The organism is Sinobaca qinghaiensis, from assembly GCF_003610495.1.
In the GTDB taxonomy this organism is placed as follows: domain Bacteria; phylum Bacillota; class Bacilli; order Bacillales; family Marinococcaceae; genus Sinobaca; species Sinobaca qinghaiensis.
This window is the reverse complement of the sequence record NZ_RAPK01000006.1, coordinates 221,071-236,175: the sequence shown is the minus strand read 5'-3', so window position 1 is coordinate 236,175 and position 15,105 is coordinate 221,071. Positions and strand designations below refer to the sequence as shown.

The 15,105-nt window shown below is 44.2% G+C and carries 19 protein-coding genes; 4 read left to right on the top strand and 15 right to left on the bottom strand.

The annotated features are described in order from the left end of the window. Positions 1 to 39 precede the first annotated feature (39 nt). The 4 genes from dgoD to ATL39_RS01550 form a co-directional block, all read right to left on the bottom strand. Positions 40 to 1,188, bottom strand: a complete 1,149-nt coding sequence (gene dgoD, locus ATL39_RS01565) for a galactonate dehydratase (RefSeq protein ID WP_120191529.1) — start codon at positions 1,186 to 1,188, stop codon at positions 40 to 42. Next, a complete protein-coding gene (locus ATL39_RS01560; RefSeq protein WP_120191528.1) occupies positions 1,185 to 2,177 on the bottom strand; it encodes a 2-dehydro-3-deoxygalactonokinase in 993 nt (330 codons plus the stop codon). The genes dgoD and ATL39_RS01560 overlap by 4 nt, the downstream gene beginning before the upstream one ends. A 2-nt stretch (positions 2,178 to 2,179) precedes the next feature. Then, a complete protein-coding gene (locus ATL39_RS01555) occupies positions 2,180 to 2,821 on the bottom strand; it encodes a bifunctional 4-hydroxy-2-oxoglutarate aldolase/2-dehydro-3-deoxy-phosphogluconate aldolase (protein WP_120191527.1) in 642 nt (213 codons plus the stop codon). A gap of 100 nt (positions 2,822 to 2,921) precedes the next feature. Then, entirely contained in the window at positions 2,922 to 3,707 is a 786-nt protein-coding gene (locus ATL39_RS01550; protein WP_120191526.1) for an IclR family transcriptional regulator, read from the bottom strand. Between the two features lie 104 nt (positions 3,708 to 3,811). On the opposite strand from ATL39_RS01550, the gene ATL39_RS01545 reads away from it, so the two are divergent. After that, on the top strand, positions 3,812 to 3,991 hold the full coding sequence (locus tag ATL39_RS01545; RefSeq protein WP_120191525.1) for a CsbD family protein: 180 nt from the start codon (positions 3,812 to 3,814) through the stop codon (positions 3,989 to 3,991). 42 nt (positions 3,992 to 4,033) lie between these two features. Here ATL39_RS01545 and ytvA read toward each other — a convergent pair whose 3' ends face one another. Together ytvA and ATL39_RS01535 are read right to left on the bottom strand one after the other, a co-directional pair. Then, positions 4,034 to 4,816 (bottom strand): YtvA family blue-light photoreceptor, encoded by a 783-nt coding sequence (gene ytvA, locus ATL39_RS01540; protein ID WP_170146803.1) that lies wholly within the window; start codon positions 4,814 to 4,816, stop codon positions 4,034 to 4,036. A 140-nt stretch (positions 4,817 to 4,956) separates the two neighbouring features. Beyond that, positions 4,957 to 5,331 carry a hypothetical protein gene (locus ATL39_RS01535; protein ID WP_120191523.1) on the bottom strand — a complete coding sequence of 125 codons (375 nt, stop codon included), beginning with the start codon at positions 5,329 to 5,331 and terminating at the stop codon, positions 4,957 to 4,959. 238 nt (positions 5,332 to 5,569) lie between these two features. Here ATL39_RS01535 and ATL39_RS01530 point away from each other — a divergent pair, with 238 nt between their 5' ends. The 3 genes from ATL39_RS01530 (at position 5,570) to ATL39_RS01520 (ending at position 8,532) form a co-directional block, all read left to right on the top strand. After that, positions 5,570 to 5,779, top strand: coding sequence for a hypothetical protein (locus ATL39_RS01530; RefSeq protein ID WP_120191522.1), 210 nt, complete (start codon positions 5,570 to 5,572; stop codon positions 5,777 to 5,779). Between the two features lie 408 nt (positions 5,780 to 6,187). Continuing rightward, positions 6,188 to 7,366 (top strand): YbfB/YjiJ family MFS transporter, encoded by a 1,179-nt coding sequence (locus ATL39_RS01525; RefSeq protein WP_120191521.1) that lies wholly within the window; start codon positions 6,188 to 6,190, stop codon positions 7,364 to 7,366. A gap of 89 nt (positions 7,367 to 7,455) precedes the next feature. Continuing rightward, positions 7,456 to 8,532 carry a branched-chain amino acid aminotransferase gene (locus ATL39_RS01520; RefSeq protein WP_120191520.1) on the top strand — a complete coding sequence of 359 codons (1,077 nt, stop codon included), beginning with the start codon at positions 7,456 to 7,458 and terminating at the stop codon, positions 8,530 to 8,532. 45 nt (positions 8,533 to 8,577) lie between these two features. On the opposite strand, the gene ATL39_RS01515 is transcribed toward ATL39_RS01520, so the two are convergent. The 9 genes from ATL39_RS01515 to ATL39_RS01480 form a co-directional block, all read right to left on the bottom strand. Further along, a complete protein-coding gene (locus ATL39_RS01515) occupies positions 8,578 to 9,399 on the bottom strand; it encodes an undecaprenyl-diphosphate phosphatase (RefSeq protein ID WP_120191992.1) in 822 nt (273 codons plus the stop codon). A 159-nt stretch (positions 9,400 to 9,558) separates the two neighbouring features. Beyond that, a complete protein-coding gene (locus ATL39_RS17305; protein ID WP_170146802.1) occupies positions 9,559 to 9,732 on the bottom strand; it encodes a hypothetical protein in 174 nt (57 codons plus the stop codon). A gap of 149 nt (positions 9,733 to 9,881) precedes the next feature. Beyond that, positions 9,882 to 10,319 carry a 3-hydroxyacyl-ACP dehydratase FabZ gene (gene fabZ, locus ATL39_RS01510; protein ID WP_120191519.1) on the bottom strand — a complete coding sequence of 146 codons (438 nt, stop codon included), beginning with the start codon at positions 10,317 to 10,319 and terminating at the stop codon, positions 9,882 to 9,884. A gap of 68 nt (positions 10,320 to 10,387) precedes the next feature. Next, positions 10,388 to 10,663: a DNA-directed RNA polymerase subunit beta gene (locus ATL39_RS01505; protein ID WP_170146801.1), complete on the bottom strand. Its 276-nt coding sequence runs from the start codon at positions 10,661 to 10,663 to the stop codon at positions 10,388 to 10,390. Positions 10,664 to 10,708: 45 nt separating this feature from the next. After that, on the bottom strand, positions 10,709 to 11,548 hold the full coding sequence (locus tag ATL39_RS01500; protein WP_120191517.1) for a flagellar hook-basal body protein: 840 nt from the start codon (positions 11,546 to 11,548) through the stop codon (positions 10,709 to 10,711). A 22-nt stretch (positions 11,549 to 11,570) separates the two neighbouring features. Continuing rightward, the gene (locus tag ATL39_RS01495; protein ID WP_120191516.1) at positions 11,571 to 12,386 is read right to left on the bottom strand and encodes a flagellar hook-basal body protein; all 816 of its coding nucleotides are present in this window, start codon (positions 12,384 to 12,386) and stop codon (positions 11,571 to 11,573) included. 150 nt (positions 12,387 to 12,536) lie between these two features. Continuing rightward, complete coding sequence (gene murA / locus ATL39_RS01490) at positions 12,537 to 13,856, bottom strand: UDP-N-acetylglucosamine 1-carboxyvinyltransferase (protein WP_120191991.1); 1,320 nt, start codon at positions 13,854 to 13,856, stop codon at positions 12,537 to 12,539. Between the two features lie 179 nt (positions 13,857 to 14,035). Further along, positions 14,036 to 14,263 (bottom strand): DUF1146 family protein, encoded by a 228-nt coding sequence (locus ATL39_RS01485; RefSeq protein WP_120191515.1) that lies wholly within the window; start codon positions 14,261 to 14,263, stop codon positions 14,036 to 14,038. Between the two features lie 410 nt (positions 14,264 to 14,673). After that, positions 14,674 to 15,078: a F0F1 ATP synthase subunit epsilon gene (locus ATL39_RS01480; protein ID WP_120191514.1), complete on the bottom strand. Its 405-nt coding sequence runs from the start codon at positions 15,076 to 15,078 to the stop codon at positions 14,674 to 14,676. Between the last annotated feature and the right edge of the window lie 27 nt (positions 15,079 to 15,105).

The window sequence follows — 15,105 nt, the reverse complement described above, 5'->3', positions numbered from 1 at the left end:
ACAGAAGCCGGCCCGTCTTATAATAAGGGCCGGCTTTTTTTACCATTCTGCGATGCTGCCATCCTTATGGCGCCATACTGGATTTTTCCAATTGTGGCCTTTACGGGCCTGTTCTCTTACATACTCTTCGTTGATCTCAATTCCGAGACCCGGTCCGGCCGGTATTTTGACTGCCCCATCTTCATAGTCGAAGACGGTCTTATCCTTTATATAATCAAGCAGATCGCTGCCTTTATTGTAATGAATGCCCAGACTCTGCTCCTGAATAAAAGCATTGTGGGAAGTGGCATCCACCTGCAGGCACGAAGCAAGAGCTATAGGCCCCAGCGGACAATGGGGAGCAATCGCTGTATCGTACGCTTCTGCCATCGACGCTATTTTTTTCATTTCTGTAATTCCACCGGCATGGGAAACATCCGGCTGAATAATATCAACATATCCATCTTCCAGCAAAGGCTTGAAGTCCCAGCGGGAAAACATTCTTTCGCCTGTAGCTATTGGAATATGGGTGTGTCTGGCTATCTCACGAAGTGCTTCATTGTTTTCAGGAAGCACGGGTTCCTCCAAAAACATCGGACGAAAAGGTTCCAGCTCCTTCGCAAGAATTTTAGCCATCGGACGATGCACACGGCCATGAAAATCAATTCCTATTCCCATATATTTTCCGCCATGTTCTCTTACTGCGGCTACTCTTTCTACCGCTTCGTCGATCTTCCGGTAGGAATCAATATATTGCAGCTCTTCTGTGCCATTCATTTTCACCGCAGCAAAACCGGAATCTGCCGCCTCTTTGGCAGCCGCTCCTACATCTGAAGGCCTGTCGCCTCCGATCCAGGAATACACTCCAATAGAGTTACGACAAGCTCCACCCATTAATTCATACACCGGAGCATTAAAATATTTCCCCTTAATATCCCACAGCGCCTGATCAATTCCAGCCAGCGCACTCATTAGAATAGGGCCGCCGCGGTAAAAGCCTGACCTGTACAGCATATTCCAGTGATCTTCGATTCTCCGGGCATCCAGTCCAATAAGCTGATCCATCATTTCTTCTACAGCAGCTTTAACGGTATGGGCCTTGCCTTCGATAACGGGCTCCCCCCAGCCTGTAATGCCATCTGCTGTTTCTATTTTCAGGAAAAGCCACCTCGGCGGTACCTGGAACAATTCATATCCTGTAATTTTCATTTTGATAATTCCTCCTTTTGTTCTGCTATTACGAGCGGACCTCTCCACGCTCCACGCTCTACTTGCTCAGACGATGCTTCTATTACTTCTATTTCCGGCAGTGTTCGTTTAATTAAAGATGCTGCAGCGTCTTTTAAAGGAAAGGATCCTCCTATCAGCACCCAGCCGCCGTTCTGCTGGTTCATCTCTTTTAATGCGGTAATATCCGAATGAAAAATAACACCGGTTAAAAAATTAGCCCGTTCGTTCTCTTCTGTGCTTCCGGATAAATGCTGCAGGCGGATCTGAAACAGTGCCCTGTTTACTCCCATTGTTTCTGCTGCTGAAAATCCCTTCCATAATGCCCGCTCATCGAGTTTTGTTATCAGGCCTTCCGGAAGCGAGTCAGAAAGAATTGTCCGGCTCTGGACGGCCTTTAATAATTCCCCGCTTAAGCTGGTAGAGCTCCAAAGCAGCTTTCCGCAGCCATCAGCTCTAATCCACTTTGTATGCGAACCAGGAAGCATTAGTATTCCATCTCCCGAAAGCTGCATTACATCAAGCAGGCCAAAAGCTTCCGTTTCTTCGCCGCGCATCACGTCAAGCACCTCTGTACGACCTTCTATCTCTTCCATACTTTTTAATCCCGGAATAAAATAACATGGAATATAAAGCATTTCTTCCAGACAGCGTTTTTCCATAGCGGCGGCTAGTTTTTCAGTATCCGCCGGAGCTTTTTGATGAGCTACTTCATGCAGGCCTAAATTCGATGTAATCATACCGGATGCTAAAATATACTGAATGTCCTGTTTTTGAATACTGTTATCTCTTAAGATTTTTTCAATTCCCTGTTTGACTGCCTGCTTTAATTCCTCGTTTGAACCGCTCATGGCGGTATTCCGAACCCCGGCTTCTACTTTTACGGAGCCTTCCACTGCCGAAGAAGATTGATCTATCAGCCTGATTCTGGAATTTGTAGTTCCTGAGTCAATAAGCATAATATATTTCATCTTTATTTCCTTTCTGCCGAACGTACTATGTCTGCAAATGCGGCTGCCTGCTTTTCTATCCGTTCAAATTCCTGATTTTTAATCCACTCCGGATTCACAAGTGAGCTCCCAATACCCGCGGAATGCCAGCCTTTCTGCAGGTATTCCGGTACGTTTTCTTTTGAAATGCCTCCTACTGCCATTGCTTCTACAAACGGAAGCGGTCCCTTTACGTCTTTAAGGTATGAGCTGCCTAACGTGTGAGCCGGAAAAATTTTCACTACTTCAGCTCCCGCACGGTATGCGGCCAGAATTTCCGTTGGAGTCATCACTCCTGGAATGACAGGAACACCATACTGACTTCCTGTTCTGATCACTTCTTCATCAAGGGTCGGAGTCAAAAGAAAGGAAGCACCGGCTCTGATGGCGGCTGCTGCAGACTCTTTATCGAGCACAGTTCCAGCACCAAGATACAGATCGTCATAAAGACCTGCGTTTTCTTCTATAACGTTCAGCGCTTGGGGAGTGTTTAACGTTACCTCAATAAAATGAATTCCTCCCCTGTAAAGACTTTCAATTGTTTTATCCAGATCTTTGCTTGAGTCTGTACGAATAATAGCTGCCAGTTTTTTTTCTTTCAGCGTTTCGAGCACCTGATTTTTCATAGCTCCTCCTCGTTCCTTATTAAGGAACACCGTTCCTCATAATGGTAAAATAAAAATACATTCGCGTATTTTTATTATTATACTCAATTTGAAAGCGTAGTCAAGAAGTCAATTGACTGCCCATTGCTTTTGAGATTTCCTGAGAGGCTGTTTTTATTTCTGAAATATACATCTCGAATTCCTTATTTTTTACTCTCATCATCGGGACTGCAATACTGATAGCCGCTTCCACTTCTCCCATTCGGTTAAATATCGGTGCCGCTGCGCACTTAATTCCTTCTTCATGTTCTTCATCGTCGAGTGCCCAGCCTTTTTTTCGAATCTCAGCCAGGTGCAGAATCATCTCTTCTTTTGTAGTGATAGTATTTGCCGTAAACTTTTCCATTGGATGTTTGTCGAGAATACCTTCTATCTGCTTCTCCGGATAAAAGGCCAGCATTGCCTTTCCTACACCCGTACAGTGAACCGGAGCGCGCTTTCCAATCTGTGAAAACATACGTATCACAGCTTCACTTTCTTTTTTATCTATATAAACCACTTCTCCTTCGTCCATGGTAACTAAATGCACCGTCTCTTTTGTCTTTTTGGAGAGTGCTTCCAGTATTGGGGAAGCTGTGGCTCGTACGTCAAGCCGGGATGACATGGCTTCTCCTATTTCAAGGCATTTCAAGCCCAGTAAATACTTGTCCCCCGTTTTCACTACGTATTTTTTCTTTTGTAAAGACATCAGCAGCCGGTGCACCGTGCTTTTAGCAACGTCCAGCCTATTAGCCAGCTCCGTTACTCCTAATCCTTCCGGGTTGTTTTGAAGCAGATCCAAAATTAACAGCGCCCGGTCTACAGATTGAATAGAAGTGCCGGAAGACGGTCCTTTGTGATTGTTCATCAGTTTATTCCTCCTTATGGAGACGCTATTATATCACAACCCGGTTTCATTTCCCTCCAGGAAAGGAATAGATAAATATTAACCTATAAAGGGAGCGAAATATAATGGCAGATAAAAAAGGATTCAGCGACAAAGCCAAGAGTGCAGTCAACAAAGCTAAAGGTGAAGTAAAGGATCAGGTAGGAAATGCTAAAAACGATCCGGACATGCAGGCAGACGCGAAAAAAGATAAAACCAAAGGCAAGACCCAAGAAGGAATTGGAAATTTAAAAAAGAAAAACTAATCATAAATAAAAGCCGGAAATCCTTCAGAGGATTTCCGGCTTTTACGTTATACCATACTGCTTCAGGATGTCTTTCACAGTCGATGCTGTTTGAATATCATTCAAATTAATATTTCTTTTCACGAAAGCAATCGACAGCTCCGGGGAAAGTCCCGTAATAATAAGCTTTGCTCCGAGCATCTTCAGAAGACGATTAAGGTTCAGCAGACCATCTGCTACTATTTCATCATATGTTCCCAGCCCTGATAGATCGAGTACCAGATAGGAATAATGCATGGAATAATACGTTTCTGATATATAGCTGCGGATCGTTTCAAAGCGTTCATACGAGAGGTCGCCGATAACAGGAAGCACGGAAAATTCCTCTGTTACGGGTACGATTGGAGTCGACAGCTGATAGACCTGCGCCTGGGTTTTTTCCAGATTTTCTTCATACTCTTTTTGTTTGGAGATATCTTTCTGTACGCCAAGAAAATACAGCTTTCCTTCTCTGTACAACGGTTCTATGTATACTTCATTCCAAAAGACACTGCCGTCTTTATGACGGTTGAGTATTTCCACCGTAACCGGCTTTTTCTCTTCGATGCCGCGCCGCATTTCCTCAACAGCTTCCGCACTGCCGACACCACCCTGCAGAAAACGGCAGTTTCGTCCAAGCGTCTCACTGCTCGTATAGCCTGTAATTTTTGTAAATCCACTGTTTAAATAGATTATGGGATTGTCGGGGCGGGAAGGATCGGTAATCGTTACGCCCACCTGTGCTGAATCAATAGTCTGAACAACGAGCGAATCAGCGAACTCCTTTGAAATATAACTGTTTTCCATCGCAGCTTCCCTCTTTCTATCTACAAGCATTATTTCTTTATTATACTCTCTTCAATAATCTCCTGCTACAGCAAAATAACTGCTGTTTTTATTGACCGTTTCTTTTCGGTAAAGGTTTTCTGCCTTGTATATATAATCTCTTATTTATTATTGGACGGACAGGGCGCCTGTTTTTCCATAAAAGTATAAATACTTTCTGCATCTGCTTCTCCATCATACGACATTTCTCCATCCTGATCGGCAAAAAGAAAAAAAGCAGTATCACTGTCCATGCCTGCTGATTGGCTTAAGATTTCCACCGCTGCTCCTCCTGCTTCTCCACATGCATTAGAATAAGTAAGCAGAGCATCATAGAATGGTTTTTCTTCTTTCATATTCTCTTCGTTGGAAAATAGAAAAAAAGAAGGGCTCCCCGGAGCTTCGTCCAAGAGAGCTGAAGGCTTGGTCTCTGTGCCGCATCCGGCCAGCAGGGCTGAAATAGACAAAAGAAAAAATATGTATGCGCAGTATTTCATTTCAGCCTCCCCTTTCCGTTACAGCAGACAGCCTTCCGGATAAAGAAAGGCAATTCATGCATATTAATATATACTAGTAATATTTTCCTTATTTCCGCTTTTTTTAAACATTTCTTTCCCCGTTTAAAGAATATAATTTTTATGAAGACGACAAATATTGTTGTTTCCGCTGTCTTATAATGGGTATATAGAAGTATAAAGATACTTTTTAAGGCAAATAATAAGGGAGGTGCACACGATGGAATATGCTCTTTCAGAACAGCTGGTTTTCTGCTCCAAGCTTGATTGTTATGTGAAACAGGAATTGTCCCAGGTATACAACAAAGGAAAAATAGAATGCATGGTTACCTGCACCGGAATCAACGAAAGCTGCGCATCGTGCCCTATTTTAGCTTTTAATGATAGATACAGCAGTACACCGGAAAATAAGCTGGTTCCCTCTACTTAAGAGGGGCCGGCTTTTTTATTTAAGTTTTTCTGCTGCAGATAATAAAAGCAGCAGAAAAGCGCCATACAGATCCACCGCTCCTGCAATGAATAAAGCACAGCCATTAGCAGCGAAAACCTCTCGGGCTGCTTTCTATGCCGCTGTGGTTCATCATTATGTGCTGCCAATGGAACATTTAGTGTAGAATGAGGACGGATGCCATAATAAAACAGCACCTTCTCCAATCCGAAACATTACTTTATTTATTTCTCTCATCTTTTCTTTTTACCTTTTACAAGTTTATATACATATGCCATAAAGCGTCATTATGAAACGATAATAATAAAATTCCGCTTAATAACTATTTACAAACAGCGGCCGAATTACTGAAATAAAGAAATAAGAACTACGAAAAAAGAGGCTGATACAATGAAATGGATTCCTATTGTTTATATGGCGGCGGGGTTCCTTGCTTTATCTGTAGTAATGGGGATAGGGCGGTTTGCTTTCACGCCGCTTCTTCCTCCAATGGAAAGCCGGGGCCTGGCTCCTTTTTCCGCGGGGCTTCTTGCCTCCGCCAACTATACAGGTTATTTTATCGGAGCCATGTGGGCGCGGCGGCTTGAACCCGGCAGAGGTATTATTTATTCCGGTCTGGCTGTAAGTATCCTTACTACAGCTGCAATGGGGCTCAGCGGTTCTCTGCTTCCCTGGCTGGTCTGGCGGCTGCTGTCAGGTATTGCAAGCGGCCTTGTATTTGTACTCACTGCCGCGTTTGTTCTAAATAAATTAAAAGCGTATGACCGCCTGCCTGTATCCGGCGTGCTCTACGGCGGCGTAGGCGGCGGCATTCTGCTGTCCGGACTGCTTACTCCTGCTTTAGTCGAAAGAACCGGAATGGAGGGAGCCTGGCTCGGTTTTGGAGCTGTCAGCCTGCTTCTTTCCATTTTCATCTGGCTGGGCTTTCAATTAAAGCTGCCTGAGCTTTCCAGCCGGAATCTTTCGGAAGATAAAGTGTCCTTTTCGTCCAACAGTGCTCCCGACCCGAAAGCCGTACAGGCTCTTTACCTGATTTACGCCTGTGCAGGCTTTGGGTATATTATATTCGGCACGTTTGTTATATCACTTTTAGCCTCCAAAGGAGAGCTGGGTCTGTCTCCTTCTTATATTTGGGCGGTAGTAGGAGCAGCAGTAATTCCCTCCTGTTTATTCTGGGCCTGGCTGCAAAAACGGATCGGGCTTCTTTCATCGTTAAAAAGTGCCTATATTCTTCAGACAGCAGCGGTGCTTCTGCCGCTTATCTCTCCCACTACGGGATTTGCAGTAGCTTCCGCTATCGGCTATGGAGGCTCTTTCATGGGAATTGTTGCCTTAACGATGATACTTGCCAGACAGCTTCAGCCGCTGAAACCACAGCTTATTATGGGTGGTCTTACAGCAAGTTACGGCATTGGCCAGCTACTCGGCCCCCTTGCTGCAGCGGCAGTTACAACCGGCAGCGAATACACAGGCGGTTTTATTCTATCAGCAGCAGTTCTGCTGCTCGGTATTGTGTTGTTGTTTCTAAAAAGCCATGTGATTGAAAAATCTATTGTCTCTTATTCTTGAGGACTCTTTCCCTGAGTGGTTTTTTAAGAGTATACTTGCTATAATGCAGACCATATGATTGTATTTACACACAAGGAGAGCGATACGGTATGTCTTTATCATTGGCCATTCACGAGAGAGAAGAAAAAAAGTCAAAGCCGGATTATGATAACCTCCGCTTTGGCGCAGAATTTACCGACCATATGTTTATGATGGACTACAGCACGGAGGACGGCTGGCACGAGCCCAGAATCATTCCTTACCAGCCTTTAACAATGGATCCATCCAGTCTTGTGTTTCATTATGGACAGGCGGTGTTTGAAGGGTTAAAAGCCTATCATTTTCAGGACAAGCTGCTTTTATTCCGGCCTGAGAAAAATTTCAAACGGCTGAATGAATCGAACCGGCGTATGAACATTCCGGAAATTGATGAGAATTTCATGGTGGATGCTTTAAAAGAGCTGGTTAAATTGGAGAAAGACTGGATCCCTACAAAAGAGGGACAGTCGCTTTATATTCGTCCTTTTATCATTGCTACAGAAGCCAGTCTCAGCGTAAAGCCATCCTCGCGCTATAAATTAATTATTATCTTATCTCCGGTTGGAGCTTATTATTCCAACTCCGAGCAGATGAGTCCCGTGAGTATTTTTGTAGAAGATGATTATGTCCGCTCGGTTAAAGGCGGCGTTGGCTTCACAAAAACGGCCGGCAACTATGCCGCAAGCCTCAAAGCCCAGAAAAAGGCTGAAGAACTGGGATATGACCAGGTGCTCTGGCTAGATGCTATCGAGAAGAAATATATAGAAGAAGTAGGAAGCATGAACATTTTCTTTAAAATTAACGGAGAGGTTATTACTCCTGCGTTAAACGGCAGTATTCTGGAAGGTATTACCCGTAATTCCGTGATCGAGCTGCTTAAAAGCTGGGACATTCCAGTGACTGAGCGTTTGATCTCTATCGAAGAAGTCGAAGCCGCTCATGAAAATGGGACACTTGAAGAAGTATTCGGCACCGGGACTGCCGCTGTCATTTCGCCGGTAGGCACTCTTAAATGGAAAGGTACAGATCTTTCCATCAATAATGGCGAAACCGGAAAACTATCCCTGGACTTATATGAAACGATTGCCGGAATTCAAACCGGAATGATGGAAGATAAAATGGGCTGGACCGTTACTGTTCAGGCTTAAATAAGAATTCAAAAAACAGAGAGAGCCATGAGGCTCTCTCTGTTTTTAGATTAATATGAGGATTAGCACTCCCGCCAGCACTAACCGGTAAATGGCAAAAGGAACGAGCTTTACTTTGTCGATCAGCCTTAAAAAAAAGCGGATGGACAGCAGCGCAAACAAGAACGCACTGATAAAGCCGATCCCCATAAAAGGAAGGGCATCCACCGTAAAATACTGCCAGTTCTTAATAAGAGAAAGGCTCCCTGCCCCGAGCATAATCGGAACGGCCATGATAAACGTAAAATCAGCTGCCGTTCTATGTGTCATTCCAAGAAGCACGCCTCCTGATATCGTAGCGCCTGACCTTGAAAACCCGGGCCATAGGGCCAGGCACTGTACCGCTCCCACAAGTAAAGCCTGTTTCCAGGAAATCTGGTCCACTGAAGCAGTCAGTCCCGATGCCGGCCTGAATTTATCTGCAGCAATCATAAGAAATGCTCCTGCAATTAAACCTGCGATAACAGTGTTAATGGAAAATAAGTACGTATCAATATAATCTTCAAATAAAAAACCGAGTACAGCTGCAGGCAGCAGCCCAATTATAATCGTGGAAAGCTTCAGGCGCTGCCGGGGATTAGAAGTCACCGCTTTTTTATCTATATACAGCATTTCTTTAAAGCGGTCTTTAAATACGATGACAACAGCCATGATAGAGCCAAGCTGAATCACTACTTTGAATGTGTTTGCCACTTCCTGTGTAAAAAGTTCTGCTGATTGAAATAACATATCATCGACAATAATCATATGGCCTGTAGAAGAGATTGGCGCAAATTCCGTCAATCCTTCTACCATTCCAAGGATAAAAGCAACAAACCATTCCCACATATTCACGCTGTGCCACCCTGCTTTTCTCATGGAATATAAACAATACCTGCTTATATAATGTATAGACACAGCCTGCAATAAACAAGGATCTAATTCCCCATTCCTATCTTACTGTTTTCCAGAAAAGCTTCTCTGGCAAAAATCAATATGGTCAGCGCTTTAAAGCTTGCTGCTCTGCTTATCTTCGTTTATTTTTTCATTTCGGATCGTCTGCTTGATTTTGTCGTACAGCTCTTTTGATTTTTCTTTTTCCGCCTGCGGCTGGAACCATTTGTACTGATCTCTTTTTAACACTTTCAGCAGATGCTTTTTTTCTTTGGATGTTAGAAGCATGGCAGGACTCCCCCTCGACGTTTTCGCTTTTTTTTATTTTATCACAGCAGGGCCTTTCTTTTTCAGAAAATGCCTGATGCAGATATATAGAAAAAGAGCCCGGAATTGATTCCTACCGGGCTCTTCAATAGATTAGTACTCCGCGTTATTTAAGAGGATGGTGCGTCCTGCAGTGCAAAAGTCAGTTCCGTTTCCGCTACAATCTCACCATCTACTTTTGCTGTAGCTTTTCCTTTTCCAATCGAGCGGCGGAATCCTTTAATCTCCACTTCCAGCGTAAGCTGGTCACCCGGTTTTACCTGGCGCTTGAAACGGCAGCCGTCAATACCGGCAAACAAAGCAAGCTTGCCCCGGTTTTCCTCCAGCTTTAAAAGAGCTACAGCCCCGGTCTGGGCCATTGCTTCTACAATAAGGACGCCGGGCATTACCGGATATTTCGGGAAATGGCCGTTAAAAAACTCTTCATTTGCCGTGACATTCTTTATAGCAACCGCTCGTTTACCGTCTTCTACTTCAATTACTTTATCGATTAAAAGAAATGGATAGCGGTGCGGAATAATGTCTTTGATTTCATCAATAGTTAACATATGTATCTCTCCTTTTTTAAGCATAATAAAAACACAGCCTGTTTATAGTATGCCATAAACAAGCTGTGCTATCGACCCGTGACAAAGCGGAGCAGTTCAATCCACGTAACAGGATTCAATACGTGCAGAGATTCACCGTCCCCTAAAATCAGATAGCCGACGATTAATCCTACGAATGCAAGAATAAGTAAGGCAATAAGAAGACCTGTCAGACGTTTCCATAATGGTGGAATAGACTTATCTTCCTTTTCACCATGCGTGGGACCGCTCTCCGGTGCTGATTTTTCCCGGTGTCTCTGTTCCGTTCTGGTTGCCCCCTGCCTGGGTGTTTTTCCTGGCTTCATTGGTTCCTCTCCCATACCATCCATCCGGCAAGCAAGCCCCGCTGATTAACCGCGTACGCTGTTAATTAATCCCATCATTTGATCTCCCTGCGTAATTGCACGGGCATTAAAGGAATAATTGCGCTGTGCCTGAATAAGATTTGTCATTTCCTGGCCCATGTCAACGTTCGACTGTTCCAATGTGTTCTGCTGAAGCAGACCTGATGTTCCCGGTTGCAACTCTATCATATCTTCTTCTGCAACATCAAGCAATGCAGGATCTGGAAGTGTATAAGAATTACCGCCCTGATTTTCCAAAAGCTGCGGTTTGAGTATTCTTGCCAGTTCAATACTGCCAATTTCTGCTGTTTCCCCATTTTCCAGAACAGCTGTGAGCTGTCCGTTATTAAGCAGCGTGATGTCCCGGGCGCCTGCCGGCATGTTTATTCTCTCTCCGTTCTCTCCGAGTACATATTCTCCCGAACTGTTTACCAGCGTCCATGAGCCGGGAGCCTCTGGATTCTCGGACATCTTAAAGTTACCGTCCTTGGAATAACGTATTTCCGCCGCTCCTCCGTCCGTGCTCTCTACCTGAAAGAAGGAATCTTCATCTGTAATTGCAAAATCAAGCTCACGGTCCGTCTGTTTTAAAGCGCCCTGTTCCAGACGAAGAGCCGTTTGGGCTATACCCGCTCCATTCCCCTGGCGGATGCCTTCAGGCGTTCTGCGGCCCAGCTGGTTCGCGTTAGGCTGGTTGTTGATCTGCTGAAACAATAAATCCGAGAAGGTGCTTTCTCTTCGTTTATAGCCAATTTGATTGCTGTTGGAGAGATTATTTGTAATGCCATCCATCTGTTTTTGAATTTCTCCCATTGTATTGTATGCAGGCATCATCATTGAATTCATATGTGGTCTCCTTTATTTATGACTATCCCAGCCTGCCGACTTCATTTACGGCACGCTGCATGCTTTGATCGTAGGATTGAAGTATTTTCTGATTGGATTCAAAATTACGGTAGCTGCTCGTCAGCTCCCCCATGGTCTGCGTGGTATCTACGTTGGAACGCTCAACAAAACCCTGCTGCAGCTGATAATCAGCTCCTGACTCACCGGCAGGCGGCAGATCTCCGTTTTCTGAACGATACAGCCCTGACCCTTCTTTTACGAGATCATCGCTGTTTTCTGAATAAGCTATGGCAATCTGCCCGGCCTGCTCTCCATCTTCGGTTGTGACGATTCCATCCCGGCTCAATGTAAACCGTTCATTTCCTACAGCAATGGGCTGACCGTCGGTATCCTGAATATAATGGCCCTGGCTGGTTGTTAAAAATCCTGCCCCATCCACGGCGAAATTACCATTTCGGGAATAGCCGGTTTCTCCATCTTCATTCGTCACTGCAAAATAAATGGAGCTTGGGTCTCCTGCTTCATTTTCGGGCACATTTCCATTTAAAATAGCAACATCCACGGCATTGCCTGTTTCCTGCAGATCTCCCTGTACGGTATTAGCCGTCTTCTCCTGCATGTAAACTCCCGTCGCAAGCTCTCCAATCGGGTGGGACCCCTGCCCGTTTTGTCCCGTCGTATTTTTAGCCTGCAGAAGCATTTCGGGAAATGTCCGGATAGCTCCTTTGTCTTCTTTAAAACCGGGTGTATTGACATTGGATATATTATTGTTGAGCATCTCTGTTTTTCGCTGCTGAGCCATCATTCCGCTTGCTGCACTATAAAACCCTCTTAACATCCGGGCTGCACATCCTTTTTTAGTTTCTTTCCGCTGCTTTTGATCATCTTTATCTCTATATCGGCACAAGTGGAACAATGTGTACTTTTTTTATCCATTTTCCCCTAAAAAAAAGCCCGGCGCAGAAGCGCCGGGCTTTTTTTTTACATATTAACGGTTTTGTACGGAACGAAGTACTGTATTTTCTTCAACTTCTTCCACCTGATTATCTTCTACGCTGACACGCGTTACATTTGCCCCAAGCGCCTGCAGCTTCTGATGGAAGTCTACGTATCCTCTATCAAGATGGCGGAGCTCTGTTACAGATGTTTCTCCTTCTGCCACTAATCCGGCAAGAACAAGAGCAGCACCTGCGCGAAGATCTGTTGCTGCAACTTCTGCTCCGGTTAAGTGAGCAGGTCCTGTAACAACAGCTGTTCTGCCTTCTGTCTTAATATCAGCGTTCATGCGGCGGAATTCCTCTGCGTGCATGAAACGATTCTCAAAAACTGTTTCCGTAATGACGGCTGTACCATGAGCCTGTGTGAGCAGGGCCATGAACTGAGCCTGCATGTCTGTTGGAAAGCCGGGATGCGGAAGTGTCTTAATATCAGCCGGACGAAGCATATCTGGACCTTTAACAAGCATTCCATTATCTTCGTCTTCAATGATAACGCCCATTTCTCTCATTTTCGCTACGAGAGGACGAAGGTGCTCGTGAAGAGCTCCTTCTACATACACTTCTCCTCCTGTAATAGCTGCGGCAATCATGAAGGTACCTGCTTCAATACGGTCAGGTATAATTGTGTGTACAGCACCCTGCATGCTTTCTACGCCTTCAATGCGGATAGTGCCTGTTCCCGCTCCGCGTACTTTACCGCCCATTGCATTAATATAGTTGGCAAGGTCTACAATTTCAGGCTCTTCTGCTACATTTTCCAGAATAGTTGTTCCTTCTGCAAGAGCTGCAGCCATCATAATGTTTTCCGTTGCGCCTACGCTTGGGAAATCCATGTATATACGGGCTCCCTGCAGACGGCCTTCTACCTTGGCTTCGATATAGCCGTTGCCAATTTCCACAACAGCACCCATCGCTTCGAATCCTTTCAGGTGCTGGTCAATTGGACGGGAACCAATTGCGCATCCGCCTGGAAGTGCAATATGGGCAAGTCCTTTTCTTGCAAGCATCGGGCCCATAACAAGAAAGGATGCTCTCATTTTGCGAACATATTCAAACGGAGCTTCCGTGCCGATAGATCCACTCGCATCAGCTGTAAAAACCCCATCCTTATAATCAATTGCCGCGTCGATATGGGAAAGGACGCTCTTCATTGTATATACATCGGCTAAAGGCGGTACCTCATAGATCGTGCTTTTTCCCGTTTCTGCAAGCAGTGATGCTGCAATAACAGGTAGAACGGCGTTTTTAGCTCCTTCTACTTTCACTGATCCCTTTAAGCGTTTTCCGCCTCGTACTAGAATTTTTTCCACCATTATTCCCTCCACTATTTAATACATCGTTATTAGTCATTTTTATTATCCAATGATTATCTTAAGTTAGTTACAGTTACGATTTACAGTTATGCTGCACCGAGCACGTTTCCACCTAATATAGTCGGCAGCATGCAGCAAAGGTTACAGATTAATTGTTATTTCTTAAAAATTTCCTTTTAGAGCAGATTTCTTAACATGAAAGAACCCTGAAGATACTCCATAAAGAAAGAGCTGACGAGATAGCTGATAGCTATCGTGACAAATAAATAAAGCAATTTAGCTTTCAAGCCTTCGGGATTCCTCAAAAAGACGTCAAAACGAAAGGCCTGCAGGCTCCACCATACTACTATGAGAAAAAAGATGTTTACGAGTATATGTAAAACTGCTTCCTGGCCGGCATCCATTAAAAAAACTCCTTATTGAGGATGGTACAATCCGCACACTATCATAAGCTATCTGCAGATATAAAAGAAGGGTCAAAATTCCTAGTCTTTTCCTTCAAGTTCCATTATTCTTTTTCCCTCTCAGTAAAAACATAAACGGTCCATTGTTTTTTCCCATTATTTTTTATAATTAGGGACAAAAGTTGCACAAAATAAGAAAAATTTAAATAATTCCTTACCTAATGTACCATATTTACAGAAATAGTACATATAATATAACATGTTTTTTAAGTTACCTTTACAAAAAGATTACAACAATAGATAGAAAATTACAAATATAGAAAAGAATTGCTGATACTAAAAGGTTTGCTTACTCAGCTAACGTATAAAAATAAAAAATGGTTCACTGTTTAGACACAGTGAACCATTTTTTATTTTTGTTTTGCTACTTCAAGTCTGGTATTGGCACGCTTTAAAGCAAGCTGAGCCCGCTTGATATCAATTTCTTCCTGTTTAGCACGGTTTAGTCGCTCTTCCGCTCTTTCTTTTGCCGTCTGCGCACGATCTTTGTCTATTTCTTCCGGACGCTCTGCTGATTCGGCTAAAATAGTGACCGTATCAGGACGCACTTCTACAAAGCCGCCGCTCACTGCTACAAGATCTGTGCCTGAATTTGTTTTCACCCGCACAGGGCTTGTTTCCAGGGGCGCAACTAAAGGAATATGGCCTGGCAGTATACCGAGTTCCCCCGTGGTGGAACGTACACTGACCAGGTCAGCTTCTCCCTCATAAACTGTGCCGTCAGGAGTAACGATACTAAGATTGGTAGTAGACATCATTTATCCTCCTTCACAGCAGCCTCC